The sequence below is a fragment of the Pseudonocardia hierapolitana genome, assembly GCF_007994075.1.
GTDB lineage: Bacteria > Actinomycetota > Actinomycetes > Mycobacteriales > Pseudonocardiaceae > Pseudonocardia > Pseudonocardia hierapolitana.
This window is the reverse complement of record NZ_VIWU01000001.1, coordinates 5,637,319-5,649,772: the sequence shown is the minus strand read 5'-3', so window position 1 is coordinate 5,649,772 and position 12,454 is coordinate 5,637,319. Positions and strand designations below refer to the sequence as shown.

At 73.6% G+C, this 12,454-nt stretch carries 14 protein-coding genes; 4 read left to right on the top strand and 10 right to left on the bottom strand.

The features are described from left to right. Nucleotide 1: 1 nt before the first annotated feature. From FHX44_RS43435 to FHX44_RS26840, 5 genes are read right to left on the bottom strand one after another with little or no spacing between them, the layout of a single operon-like run. Nucleotides 2-823 (bottom strand): ATP-binding cassette domain-containing protein, encoded by an 822-nt coding sequence (locus tag FHX44_RS43435; protein ID WP_147258346.1) that lies wholly within the window; start codon nucleotides 821-823, stop codon nucleotides 2-4. After that, complete coding sequence (locus FHX44_RS43430) at nucleotides 820-1,635, bottom strand: ABC transporter ATP-binding protein (RefSeq protein WP_147258345.1); 816 nt, start codon at nucleotides 1,633-1,635, stop codon at nucleotides 820-822. The genes FHX44_RS43435 and FHX44_RS43430 overlap by 4 nt, the downstream gene beginning before the upstream one ends. Further along, complete coding sequence (locus tag FHX44_RS26850; protein WP_147258344.1) at nucleotides 1,632-2,516, bottom strand: ABC transporter permease; 885 nt, start codon at nucleotides 2,514-2,516, stop codon at nucleotides 1,632-1,634. The genes FHX44_RS43430 and FHX44_RS26850 overlap by 4 nt, the downstream gene beginning before the upstream one ends. After that, the gene (locus FHX44_RS26845; RefSeq protein ID WP_212612654.1) at nucleotides 2,513-3,541 is read right to left on the bottom strand and encodes an ABC transporter permease; all 1,029 of its coding nucleotides are present in this window, start codon (nucleotides 3,539-3,541) and stop codon (nucleotides 2,513-2,515) included. Before FHX44_RS26845 ends, FHX44_RS26850 begins: the two co-directional genes overlap by 4 nt. Then, nucleotides 3,531-5,120: an ABC transporter substrate-binding protein gene (locus tag FHX44_RS26840; protein ID WP_147258342.1), complete on the bottom strand. Its 1,590-nt coding sequence runs from the start codon at nucleotides 5,118-5,120 to the stop codon at nucleotides 3,531-3,533. The genes FHX44_RS26845 and FHX44_RS26840 overlap by 11 nt, the downstream gene beginning before the upstream one ends. 181 nt (nucleotides 5,121-5,301) lie before the next feature. Here FHX44_RS26840 and FHX44_RS26835 point away from each other — a divergent pair, with 181 nt between their 5' ends. Next, nucleotides 5,302-5,889 (top strand): Lrp/AsnC family transcriptional regulator, encoded by a 588-nt coding sequence (locus tag FHX44_RS26835; protein ID WP_212612653.1) that lies wholly within the window; start codon nucleotides 5,302-5,304, stop codon nucleotides 5,887-5,889. 6 nt (nucleotides 5,890-5,895) lie between these two features. Here the strand turns inward: FHX44_RS26835 and FHX44_RS26830 are convergent, their stop codons facing one another. The 4 genes from FHX44_RS26830 to FHX44_RS26815 form a co-directional block, all read right to left on the bottom strand. Then, nucleotides 5,896-6,822 (bottom strand): AEC family transporter, encoded by a 927-nt coding sequence (locus FHX44_RS26830; protein ID WP_147258341.1) that lies wholly within the window; start codon nucleotides 6,820-6,822, stop codon nucleotides 5,896-5,898. 62 nt (nucleotides 6,823-6,884) lie between these two features. Then, nucleotides 6,885-7,829 (bottom strand): NADP-dependent oxidoreductase, encoded by a 945-nt coding sequence (locus tag FHX44_RS26825; RefSeq protein WP_147258340.1) that lies wholly within the window; start codon nucleotides 7,827-7,829, stop codon nucleotides 6,885-6,887. Between the two features lie 12 nt (nucleotides 7,830-7,841). Beyond that, nucleotides 7,842-8,435, bottom strand: coding sequence for a TetR/AcrR family transcriptional regulator (locus FHX44_RS43905; RefSeq protein WP_212612652.1), 594 nt, complete (start codon nucleotides 8,433-8,435; stop codon nucleotides 7,842-7,844). Beyond that, nucleotides 8,432-9,115: an alpha/beta fold hydrolase gene (locus FHX44_RS26815; protein WP_147258339.1), complete on the bottom strand. Its 684-nt coding sequence runs from the start codon at nucleotides 9,113-9,115 to the stop codon at nucleotides 8,432-8,434. The genes FHX44_RS43905 and FHX44_RS26815 overlap by 4 nt, the downstream gene beginning before the upstream one ends. Before the next feature lie 315 nt (nucleotides 9,116-9,430). Here FHX44_RS26815 and FHX44_RS26810 point away from each other — a divergent pair, with 315 nt between their 5' ends. The 3 genes from FHX44_RS26810 to FHX44_RS42330 all read left to right on the top strand — a co-directional run bounded on the left by FHX44_RS26810 (nucleotide 9,431) and on the right by FHX44_RS42330 (nucleotide 11,595). Then, nucleotides 9,431-9,868, top strand: coding sequence for a hypothetical protein (locus tag FHX44_RS26810; protein WP_212612651.1), 438 nt, complete (start codon nucleotides 9,431-9,433; stop codon nucleotides 9,866-9,868). Nucleotides 9,869-10,022: 154 nt separating this feature from the next. After that, a complete protein-coding gene (locus tag FHX44_RS26805; RefSeq protein ID WP_147258338.1) occupies nucleotides 10,023-10,622 on the top strand; it encodes an RNA polymerase sigma factor in 600 nt (199 codons plus the stop codon). Between the two features lie 34 nt (nucleotides 10,623-10,656). Further along, nucleotides 10,657-11,595, top strand: coding sequence for a hypothetical protein (locus FHX44_RS42330; protein ID WP_170309057.1), 939 nt, complete (start codon nucleotides 10,657-10,659; stop codon nucleotides 11,593-11,595). Between the two features lie 67 nt (nucleotides 11,596-11,662). Here FHX44_RS42330 and FHX44_RS26795 read toward each other — a convergent pair whose 3' ends face one another. Beyond that, nucleotides 11,663-12,442, bottom strand: coding sequence for a helix-turn-helix domain-containing protein (locus FHX44_RS26795; protein WP_147258337.1), 780 nt, complete (start codon nucleotides 12,440-12,442; stop codon nucleotides 11,663-11,665). Between the last annotated feature and the right edge of the window lie 12 nt (nucleotides 12,443-12,454).

Here is a 12,454-nt window from a genome sequence, read left to right as displayed (position 1 = left end):
CTCAGCGCAGCACCGGCTCCAGCGGGAACTCCACCCCGTCCACCGGCGGCTCCGGCATCGTCCCTGAGCCGTCGGGCAGCGGCACGGCCGCGAGGAGGGCCCGGGTGTAGGGGTGCTGCGGGTCCTCCCAGATCGTGTGCGCCGGGCCGGACTCGACGATCCGGCCCCGGTACATCACGGCCAGCCGGTCGGCGATCAGCCGCACCACGGTGAGGTCGTGCGAGATGAACAGCAGGCCCGCGCCGCTCTCCACGGCCAGGTCCCGCATGAGCGCCGCGACGATCGCCTGGGTGGAGGCGTCCAGCGCGGAGATCGGTTCGTCACCGATCAGCAGGTCGGGGCGGGCGGCCAGCGCCCTGGCGATCGCGATCCGCTGGCGCTGCCCGCCGGAGAACTCGTGCGGGTAGCGGCGCGCGGCGGCGCGGTCCAGCCCGACGCGCTCCAGCCACCACCCCGGCTCGGACGCCTCGGCGCCGCGCTGCACGGCCGCCCGCACGCCGTCGCCGATCTGCGCCCCGACCGGGCGACGCGGGTGCAGCGAGCCGTACGGGTCCTGGAACACCATCTGGATCCGCGTCAGCTCCGCGGGACGGCGGCGCAGGCCGAGCGGCGCGACCGGGCTGCCGTCGAAGGTCACAGTGCCCGCGGCAGGCGCGACGAGCCCGCAGACCGCGCGCGCCACCGTGGACTTGCCGCAGCCGGACTCGCCGACCAGGCCCAGGACCTCGCCCGCGCCGACCGAGAGGTCGATGCCGTCGACGGCCCGCACGGGCGGACGCCCGCGGTAGACGACCTCCAGGCCGGCGACCTCGAGCAGACTCACAGCTCCTCCAGGGCGCGCACGTCGTCGAGGGACCGGACGCCGCCCGCCGCGCCGGGCAGGCTCGCGAGCAGCGACGCGGTGTAGGGGTGCGCGGGTGCGGTGAACACCTGGTGGCACTCCCCGTTCTCCACGACCTCGCCGTCGCGCATCACCGCGACCCGGTCGGCGACGGCGCTCATCACCCCGAGGTCGTGGGTCACCAGCAGCACGGCCAGGCCCATCTCGCGGGCCAGGTCGCGCAGCAGGTGCAGCACGCCGGCCTGGACCGTGACGTCGAGGGCGGTGGTCGGCTCGTCGGCGATCAGGACGGACGGGGAGCAGGCCAGCGCGATGGCGATCGCGATGCGCTGGCGCTGCCCGCCGGAGAACTGGTGCGGGAAGCGGCGCAGGGCGCTCGCCGGGTCCGGGATCCGCACGCGTTCGAGCAGCTCGACGGCGCGGGCGCGCGCTGCGGCCTTGTCGAGCCGCAGGTGGTGGCGGAGGTGGTCGGTGAGCTGCGCGCCGACCGCCAGCATCGGGTGCAGGCTCGTCGACGGGTCCTGGAAGACCATCGCGATCTCCGTGCCGCGCAGGTCGTTGTGCGCCCGCGGCGTGAGCGCGAGCAGGTCGCGGCCGCCGAAGGCGATCGTTCCCCCGACCCGCGCCCTGGCCGGCAGGAGGCCCATCACGGCGAGCCCCGTCATCGTCTTGCCCGAGCCGGACTCGCCCGCGAGGCCCTGGATCCGGCCCTTCTCCAGGTCGAGGTCGACGCCGCGCAGGATCTCCGCGTCGCCGATGCCCAGCGTGAGCCCGCTGATCTCCAGGGCGGTCATCGGGTCTCCGCCTTGCCCAGGACGCCCGCCGTGCGCGGGTCGAGGGCGTCGCGCAGCGCGTCGCCCAGGAAGTTGAACGCCATCACCACGGTCAGGATCGCGAGGCCCGGGAAGACGCCCAGCCACCACGAGTCGAAGTTCTGGATCGCGGTGGCGACCATCGAGCCCCACTCCGCCGTGGGCGGCTTCGCGCCCAGCCCGAGGAACGACAGGCCGGATAGCAGCAGCGTGGCCGTGCCGATGTCGAGGCTGGCGAGGATCAGCACCGGCCCGGTGACCATCGGGACGATGTCGGTGCCGAGCGACCGCAGCGGCGAGAAGCCGAGCAGCCGGTCGGCGAGCACGTAGTCGGCCTGCCGGATGCCGACCACCAGCCCGCGCGCGACGCGCGCGTAGGCGGGCCACGAGACGACCAGCGCGGCCAGCACCGCGTTCAGCAGGCTGGCGCCCAGCGACGCCGCGACCACCATCGCGAGGATGACGGTCGGGAACGCCATCACGAGGTCGGTCAGGCGCATCACGGTCTCGTCGACCCAGCGCCCGAAGAACCCGGCGGCGAGCCCGAGGACGCCGCCGATCACCACCGACAGCCCGACGAGCAGGATCGCGAGCGGCATCGTGACCCGGGCACCGGCCAGCACGCGGGTGAACACGTCCCGGCCGAGCTCGTCGGTGCCGAACCAGTGGGCCGCGCTCGGCGCCTCCAGCCGCGCGAAGTCCTGCGCGAGCGGGTCGTGCGGCCAGAGCGCAGGGCCCAGCACGGCGATCAGGATCCACACCAGCGCGACCGCCGCGCCGGTGATGCCGAGCGGCGTTCGCCAGGCCTGCGGGATCCGCGTGCGGAACCGGGCGCGCAGCGGCCCTTCGACGACCGTGCTCATGAGATCCGCACCCGCGGGTCGATGACCCCGTAGAGCAGGTCGACGACCAGGTTGATCACCAGGTAGATGATGCCCACGAGCAGGCCGACGCCCATCACGGCCGGCAGGTCGAGGTGCGAGGCAGCCTGGTAGGCGTAGGACCCGACGCCGGGCCAGGCGAAGATCTCCTCCACCAGCACGGTGCCCGAGAGCAACGCGCCGAACGCGAGGCCGACCACCGTCAGGATCGGCACCATCGCCGCACGCAGCACGTACCGGATGAGCACGGTCCGGCCCGGCAGGCCCTTGGCCCGGGCGGATCGGACGTAGTCCTGCTCCAGCACCTCGAGCACGGCCGAGCGGGTGAACCGGGTGAGCAGGCCGACGGTGTAGAGCGTCAGCACCAACGTCGGCAGCATCAGGTGGGCCAGCGCGTCGCCGAACGTCTCCCACTCCCCAGCCAGCAGCGCGTCCGCGGTGTAGAGGCCGGTGACGTGCGGAGGCGGGGTAGTCGCAGGGGCGAGGCGCCCCGAGCCGGGCGCCAGGTCCAGCTGGAAGGAGAAGACGTAGAACGCCACCAGCGCCAGCCAGAACGTCGGCACCGAGATCCCGACCAGGGACACCAGCCGCAGCGCGCTGTCGGCGAGCTGCCCGCGCCTGACGGCCGCGACGACACCGAAGCCGACGCCGATCAGCACCGACAGCACGATCGCGCCGATCGCGATCTCCAGCGTGGCCGGCACGGCCGACTGCAGGTCGGTCAGCACCGGCCGGTGCGTCTGCTGGGACTCGCCGAGGTCACCCTGGAGCAGGTTGCCCAGGTACGTCGCGTACTGGACGGGCAGGGGCCGGTCGAGCCCGTAGTGCGCCCGGTACGCCGCCACGGTGGCCGGGTTCTCCGCCGCGCGCTGACCCAGGTTGGCCGCGACCGGGTCGCCGGGCACCAGGTTCGTCAGCACGAACGTCACGAGCGTGACGCCGACGATCAGCAGGGCCGACACCCCGAGCCGGCGCAGCAGGTACCGGGCGAACGGACTACTGCTCACCGGCCACACCGACGGAACCCAGGTCCAGCGTCCAGATCGGGTTGTAGGCGGCCCCGGTCACCGACTTCGCCGTGACGATGTTGGTGGCGGGCTGCACGAGCGGGATGAACGGCCCGCCGGCGTTCAGGCTGCGCTGGAAATCCTGGTACCGGCTCGCGCGCTCCGCGGGCTCGACGGCGGCCGCGGCGGCCTTGGCTGCCGCGTCGATGTCCGGTGCCGCGCTCGCCGGCCAGTTCGCGCGCTTGCCGATCAGCCCGTCGGGGCCGAACGCCAGGTAGTTGGACGGGTCCGGGAAGTCGGGTCCCCAGTACCAGAGCCCGATCTCCTCCTTGCCGTTGCGGTAGTTGTCCAGCTCGGTGGCCACCGGCGCCGGGGCCAGGTCGACCGTGATCCCGGCCGCGGCCAGCTGCGACTGCAGCCGCTCGGCGATGGTCTGGAAGCTCAGCCCGAGGAGGGTGAAGTCGCTCGGGTAGGCGAGCTTCGGGGTCTGGCCGCTGACGCCGCTCGCGGCCAGTGCCGCGGCGGCCCCCGCCAGGTCCTGCTTCGGCGCCTCGGCGGCCGGGAGCGAGCCCGCGATCATGGTCGGGATCATGCTGGCCGGCTGCACCGAACCCGTGCCTGCGACCTGCAGCAGGCCCGGGTAGTCGATGGCCTTCTTCACAGCCGAGACGTACTGCGGGTTGCTGGTGGCGGTGGAGATGTCCGCGCCCTGGTTGAGGAACAGGAAGATCGTGTAGGCGGACGGCCCGCTGGTGACGGTCAGCTCGCCCTGGTCGAGGCCGCTCACCTGGTCGCCCGAGAGGTCGAGCGCGATCTGCGAGTCGCCCTTCTGGACGTTCAGCGCCTGCGTCGCGGCCTGCACGTTGCGGATCACGATGTTCTCGTACGCCGGCTTCGCGGACCCGTTGTACGCCGGGTTCTTCGTGAGCACCGCCTGGCTGGCGACGTCGAGCGACTTGAGCATGTACGGGCCGGACCCCGCGGACGTCGAGTTCAGGAACGCCTCCGCGCCGTCCGTGTCGTCGGTGGTGCCACCGTTCGCGGTCACGACCTTCGAGTTGACGACCGACAGCGCCGGGTTGGGCAGGATGAACGGCAGCGCCGCGTTCGGCTCTGCGCTGGTCAGCACGACCGTCGTGTCGTCCTTCTTCGCGACCGTCACGCCGTCGAGCAGGAAGGACGGGTTGCCCTTCATGCCGATCACCCGCTGCAGCGAGAACACGACGTCGTCCGCCGTGACGGGGCTGCCGTCGGAGAACACCCGGCCCTGCGCGAGCGTCAGGGTGAGCGTCTTCGCGTCGGGCGACAGCTCGTAGGAGGACGCGAGGCCCGGCGCGGGCGTGGTGAGGTCGTCGCCTGCGAACGTCAGCAGCGTCTCGTACATGCCGTGGGTGAGCATCTGGCCGGTGAGCTCGTACTCGCGGCCGGGGTCGACGGTCTTGAGGTCGAACGTCGAGTCGATCACGAGCGTCGGACCTGACCCGGACCCGCCGCCGGACCCTCCGGACCCGCATGCCGCCACCGCGAGCACGACCGCCGCCGCGGCGGCGAGCGCGGCGGACCGCCTCGCACCGAACATGTGCACCTCCACGCAGAGAACCGACTCGGTACCAGCTCGCGGTCGGCGCGCTTCGGGGGTTCGCACGAACTCGCGTCCACTGGACGATTCGGCGGTATCATGCGACATTGCTTTACAGTTCGTCCAGTAGCGACGCTGGCGCTCAGACGAAACCGCATCCTACGGATGAAGGGGTCCCCGAGTGTCCAGAACCCAGGAGCCGAGCGGGCCTCCGGCTGGACGAATCGTCGATCTGGACGAGACGGACCAGCGCATCCTGGCGGGGCTGCGGGACAACGGCCGGGTCTCGATGTCCGCGCTGGCCGAGCAGGTCGGGGTCTCGCGGGCCACGGTCTACACCCGCGTCGAGAACATGGTCGCCCGCGGTGTGATCACCGGGTTCAGCGCACGGGTCGATCCGCGCAAGGTCGGCTTCGGGATCTGCGCGCTGGTGTTCGTCACGGTCCGGCCGCAGGCGTGGAAGAGCTTCCGGCGCCGGGTCGTGGAGATGCCGCAGGTCGAGTACTGCGCCGTCACCACGGGCCAGCACGACGCGATGCTGCTCGTCCGCGGGCGCGACGTCGCCGAGGTGCACGAGTTCGTCACCGAAGGGCTGTCGGTGCTGCCGGAGATCAAGGCGGTGGAGTCGGTGCTCGTCATGGACGAGGTGGTGAGCCGGGCGTTCCTGCTTCCGGAGGACGTCCCCGCCGCGACGGCCACCACCCAGCAGATCGGCATGACCCGCTTCATCCGCGCAGGCGACGGGCACGCGGGGCTCGAGTCGCTGTGAGGCCGGTCATGCCAGCACCGCGACGACGGCGAAGAGGACCGGGACGCTGACCACGGTGGTGCTCAGCGCCGCGTCCCGGCCCAGCACGACGCCCTGCTCGAACCGCACCGCGTAGCCGAACACGTTCTGCGCCGTCGGCAGGGCCGCGCAGACCACGACCGCGAGCAGCCCGTGCCCTTCCAGCCCGAGAAGCAGGCCGACGAGCAGCGCAAGCACCGGATGCACGACGCACTTGAGCAGCAGCACGGTCGCCAGGAGCGGCGCTGTCTCGCCCGCGCCGGGCCGCTTCGCCCCGCAGAGCGAGATCCCGAACGCGAGGAGCATCCCCGGCACCGCGAGGTCGGAGATCAGCTCGATCGGCGCGATCACCGGCTCGGGCGGGACCAGCCCCGTGGCCGACACCACGATCCCCGCCCCCGTGGCCAGTGCGATCGGGTTGCGCAGCGGCGCCGTCACCATCCGCCACAGCGGCTGACGGCCGTCGCTCGCCCGCTCCGACAGCACGCCGAGCACCGTGGTGAAGACCGGGGTGAGCACCGCGAGCTGGAACACCAGCACCGGGACGGCCTCGGTCACGTTCCCCAGCGCGTAGGTGGCGATCGGAAGCCCGAGGTTCCCCGCGTTGACGTAACCGCTCGCCATCGCGCCCACGGCGGTCTCCCCCGCCGGCCGCCTGCGCAGCAGCCCGACCGGGACGTAGAGCAGGCACGCCAGCACACTCGTCACCGCCGTGACGACGAGGCCGTCGGAGAACACCGCGCCCACGTCCGTACGGGCGAGCGTGCTGAACAGCAGCGCAGGGGACGCGACGAAGAACGCCGCCCGCGAGAGCACCTGGGTGGCAGCAGGCCCGAGCACCCCGGCCCGCCCGACCAGATAGCCGACCGCGACGACGACCCCGATCACGACGAAAGCGTCGATCACGCCGTTCACGCAGCAGTCACGTCTGCCCAGGGTAGAGCTGTGACGGGGATCAAACCGCGCCGCGTGCGAGTTCAGGCGTCGCTGACGGTGAGCACGACCTTCCCGGTGGTGCGTCCCTCGGCCACCAGCGCATGGGCCGCCGCGACGTCCGCCAGCGGGAACCGCGCCGAGACGTGGACGGTGAGCCGGCCCTCCACCACGAGGCGGGCGAGCGCATCGAGCCCGTCGGCGTCCGGCTCCACGAGGAACGCGGTGGCGCGCACCCCGAGCTCCGCGGCCCGTTCGGCCATGCCCTCCGTCCACGCCCCCTGCGCGTTGACCATGATCCCGCCCGGGCGCAGGCACCCGAGGGCCCGGAGCGCGTGGTCGCCACCGAACATCTGGATCACCACGTCCACGTCGCTAACGGCGTCCGCGACGTCGACGGCCGTGTAGTCGACCACCTCGTCGGCCCCCAGTCCGCGCACGAAGCCGTGCTTGGCCGCGCTCGCCGTGCCGATGACGTGCGCGCCGTGCGCCTTCGCGACCTGCACGGCGAGGTGCCCCACCCCGCCCGCGGCGGCGGAGACGAGCACCCGGTGCCCCGGCGCGACCTGTGCGGCGTCCACCAGCATCTGCCACGCCGTCAACCCGGCGAGCGGGAGCGCGGCGGCCTCGGCGAAGCCCATCCCGTCCGGGATCGACGCGAAGTGCCGGGACGGCGCGACGAGGTACTCGGCGTAGCCGCCCGCCTCCCGCGGGAACCACGGCATCCCGAAGACCCGGTCGCCGGGCCGGAAGCGCGTGACCCCGTAGCCGACGTCCTCCACGACACCGGCCACGTCCCAGCCGTTGACGAACGGCAGGCTCAGCACGCGGTTGTAGGCCAGGCCCCTGCGCGTGTACACGTCCACCGGGTTCACGCCGGCCGCGACGACCCGCACGAGGACCTCGGTGGGCGCCGGCCGCGGCACCGGCACCTCGACGACCTGCAGCGTCTCCGGGCCGCCCCACTCCTGCTGGCGCACGACGTGCATCTTCACCCCCTCTCAGAACATCGCGTCGAGGAGGCGGTGGACCGTCTCCCCCATGGTCGCGCGCGTCGCGCGGGGATCCTCGGCGCCGGCGATCACGATGCCGGCCTGCACCAGCGCGCCGTACACGAGATGTGTGAGGGCCGCCGCGGACGGCGTGACGATCAGCCCCCGTTCAGCGGCCTCGGCCAGGTTGGCCGCGAGCAGCCGGCGTGCACAGCGCGGGCGGTCGAGCCGCTGCCACCGTTCCCAGCCGAGCACGGCCGGCGCCTCCTGCAGGAGGATCCGCTGCACGGCGGGCTCCAGGCAGGCGTCGAGGAACACGTCGACCCCGACCGCGAGCCGGCGCCGCAGGTCGTTGCCCAGCGGCGCGCCCGCGGCCTGCACGCGCTCGAAGATGTCGCCCTCCACCGCGTCGAGGGCGGCCTCGAAGAGCTGGTCCTTGTCGGCGAAGTGGTGGTAGAGGGCGCCGCGGGTGAGCCCGGCCCGGTCCACGATCTCCGTGGTGGACGTGCCGGCGTACCCCTTCTCGGCGAAGAGGGCGACGGCGGTCGCGACGAGCGCGTCGCGCGTGTGCTCGCCCTGTTCGACCTTGCGGTTGCGGGTCACGCGTCGTCCAGGAGGATGCGCGCCAGCTGCGCCGGAGCGCCGGTCATGGCGTCGTGGCCCGATTCCAGCTCCACGGTCTTCCACCCGAACCCGCGGGCCAACTCACCGAACGGCATGGGACCGGGCGGCGTGCAGAGCACCGCCCGGCAGGGGATGGCCTCGACCGCTCCGGTGAGGCGGGTGGGCTCGGAGAACGTCCGCCGCGGCTGCGGGGTCAACCGCGACTCGAGCCACGCGACCTGGTCGGGCTCGGTCACTCCCACCGACGGTGCGGGCGGGACGGGGATCGCGCCGTCCGTCGTGATCGACTCGACCCAGTTGCGGAAGAACTCCGGCGCGAGGCTGTCGATCGACTCCCCGTCGCGCCCTGCCCACGCGTCGACGAGCGTGAGCCGGGCGATCCGCTCCGGTTCGCGGTCGGCGGCCTCGCGCACCACGAGTCCCGCGTAGCTGTGGCCGACCAGGACGACGTCGCGCAGGTCCGCGCGGCGCAAGAGGTCGACCACGTTCTCCACGTGCGTCCGCAGGCCGATGTCCTCGCGGAACTCGGATGCCCGCTCCCCCAGCCCGGTGAGCGTGGGCGTCAGCACCTCGTGGCCGGCCGCGCGCAGCGGCGGCGCGACGTCCCGCCAGCACCAGCCGCCGTACCACGCCCCGTGCACCAGAACGAACGTCGTCATGCTCTGAAGATACATACATGCAGCCTGTACGTACAGGCTGCATGTTCCCAGTGGGGACCGCTCCCTGGCGTCCGCACCATGAGCAGGGCTGACGGCGCGGCGGCGGGCGCGTGCATCCCGGTTCCTCCTGCCGCGATCAGCGCGCCCCGCGTCCTCCGGGGAACCGCGGGAGCACGATTGCCCCGGCCGGGAACGGGCATCCCGCTGCCGGGACCCGTCTCTCTCTCCCGGAAAGGGGCGCTGGTGGCGACGATCAGCAGGCACCGGTGGGCGACGGCACGAGCCGGCGCTCGGGGGTTGATCGGTGCGATGGCGATGACCGGGCTCCGCACGGTCACCGCGGCCGTCGGGCGGCAGGAGCAGAGCCCGCCGGAAGCCATCGTGGAGGAGAAGGCACCCGGGATCGTGCGCCGGCTGCCCGAGCGGTCGCGGAACGCCGTCATCGAGGTGGCGCACTGGACGTACGGCACCGGTGGCGGGCTGGTGTTCGGGCTGCTCCCCGCGGGTGTCCGCCGGCACCCCGCCGCGGGGCCGGTCTACGGCCTCGCGATCTGGCTCGCCTTCGAGCTCGGGATCGCGCCTGCGCTCGGCGTCCGGCACGCCCGCAGGCGCCGGGTGCTCTGGCGCGTGCTGGTGGCGCTCGACCACGTCCTCTACGGGCTCGTCGTGGCCGGCAGGCTTGCTCCCGAACCACCGAGCGTGCCTCCTGCGCTCACGACGGGCAGCGACGGCCGCCGCCGGCCGGTCGACTGACCGCCTGCAGCACCGCCCTGCGCAAGCGCTGAACCATCCGCGCCGCCCGACCGTGTAACGCTCCGGCGGCGCGCGGCGCTGCCGGTCCGGACGGCCCTGGGCGGCGCTCCCCCGCGCTCCCGCCCTCCGTCCCGGGAAAGGACGTGGAGGACGTGTGCGCGCTGCCGCGGGCGAAGTGATACCACCGCGAGCCGAACCGGATCTGGAGGAAGCGCTGCGCGCGGCGTCCCGCGGCGACGAGGCGGGGTTCGTCGCCCTGTACCGCGACCTGCAGCCGCGGCTGCTGCGGTACGCCACGGCACTGATCGGGTCCGAGGCGGAGGACGTCACGGCGGAGACCTGGTTGCAGGTGGCCCGGGACCTGCGGGGCTTCGAGGGCGACCTCGACGGGTTCCGGGGGTGGGTCAGCACGATCTGCCGCAACCGCGCGCTGGACTGGGCCCGCACCCGGAGCCGGCGGCCGGCCGACCCGACCGAGATGGACACGCTCGCCGAGCACCCGGACACCACCGACGCGCACGGGTCGGCGATGGAGGGGATGTCGACCCGGTGGGCGATGGCCCAGATCCTCGCGCTGCCGCAGACGGAGGCGGAGGCGGTCCTCCTGCGCGCCGTGGTCGGGCTCGACGCCCCTACCGCGGCGAAGGTGCTCGGCAAGCGCCCCGGCGCGGTGCGGGTTGCCGCCCACCGCGGCCTCAAGAAGCTGGCCAAGGCGATCGACAGCGACCGCTGGATGGGTGAGCACGATGCGTAACGGTTTGCGGGGGTGCGGCGCTGGACGGCCCGAGATGCGCACCTCGAACCCGGACCGCCTGACCGCGGCCGCCGCCGAGCAACTGCTCGACGGCGGCCCCGGCCCAGCCGGTCTCCGACAGCTCCTCGCCGCCGCCGCGGGCCCCGGCGCGGCGAGCGAGCTCGCCGGCGAGACGGCGGCCGTTGCCGCCTTCGTCGGCGCTCCCCGCGAGACCCCGCTCCCCAGCGCACCCACCCGGAGACCCTCGATGCTCAGTACGGCACTCTCGAAGATCCTCGCGGCGAAGGCCCTCGCCGCCGTCGTCCTGGTGGCCGGCGCCACCGGCGGCGTCGCCCTCGCCTCCAACGCGTCCAGCGGACCGTCGTCGTCCGACGAGACCTCCGCGTCCTCGACGACGAACGCCGACACCGGATCGTCCGGCGCCGAGGACGGCGCGAATCCGGACGCGGATTCCGGCAAGTCCACCGCTCCCGGGCCGGACGCCGCCAACGCACCCTCCCCCGAACCGTCGATCCTCGGCCTCTGCAAGGCGTGGTCCGCCGGAGCCACCGACAACCCCGGCAAGGCCGCGGAGAACCCGGCGTTCCGCTCGCTCGTCGAGGCGGCGGGCTCGCCGGAGGACGTCCCCGGCTTCTGCGCGGTCCGCGAGCGCACCGAGCAACCCGGCAAGTCCGCGACGGCCCCCGGCCGCGCCGACGATCGCGGCGCCACGCCCGGTGACGATGCCGGCCCCACCGCGGGCAAGGGCGGCCCGCCCACGGCCGCTCCCGGGAACCCCGACCAGCCCGCGGGCCCGCCAGCCGGTCGTTCGGCGCGGGAGGGCGACGAGGCGGACAGCGACGACGGCGACGCCAAGGGCGGCGACCACGGCGAGGACAGCAAGAACGGCGACGACGCCAAGGGCGGCGACGCCCACTCCGAGAAGGGCGGCCAAGGCAGCGGCGCCGACCGAGCCGGCCGTTCCGCCTCCTGACGGCCCCAGGAGGCGGGACGGCAATCCCGAACGGGCCCTGGCCCCTTCCCCTCGGGCCGGGGCCCGTTCACCCGTCGGTCGTGAACTCGGTCGGCGTGACCCCGGTGAATTTCCGGAACTCCCGCACCAGGTGGGACTGGTCCGCGTAGCCCGCGTCGGCCGCGATCCGCTCCCACCCCGGCGCACCCGGCTGCTCGAGCCTGCGCAGGACCCGGTCGAAGCGGACGAGCCGGGCCGCCGCCTTCGGCGACAGGCCGACCTGCTGGTTGAACCGCGTGATCAGGTGCTTGTGGCTCCACCCGACCTCGCCGGCGAGCCTGCTTATCCGCGCGGCGCCACCCGTCGCGGCCAGGCGCTGCAGGACCCGGACGACCTCGGGCGACGGCCGAGGCCCGCCGTCGAGGCGATCCAGCAGGAGCCGGTCCAGGAGCGTGAACCGCTCGCGCCACGTCCGCGCATCGCGCAGCCGCTCGGCGAGCAGGCGACCGTCCGCACCGAGCAGGTCGCGCAGGTCGACGATCCGGCCGCGCAGCGCGTTCAGCGGAACGCCGAGCAGCGTGTAGCCGCTCAGCGGGGACAGCCGCACCTCCAGGTACGAGGGCGCGCAGTCGCCGTCCGGCACGAAATGCGCGTGGTGCGGGCCCGCCACGAACGCGGGCGGGTGGTGCGCCGAGTCGCGCAGCTTCACGACCAGCGACACCGTGGCGGACGCCGGGATCACGAGATGGCGCGGGCGCGTCCTCTCCACGAACCCCGCGTGGCGCCGCGCGAGGTGCGGCGCCAGCAGCGGGTGCGGCGCGCCCAGGACACGCGGCGAGCGCAGCCGTTCCAGCTCCGCGGTGGCCACCCACCGGACTCT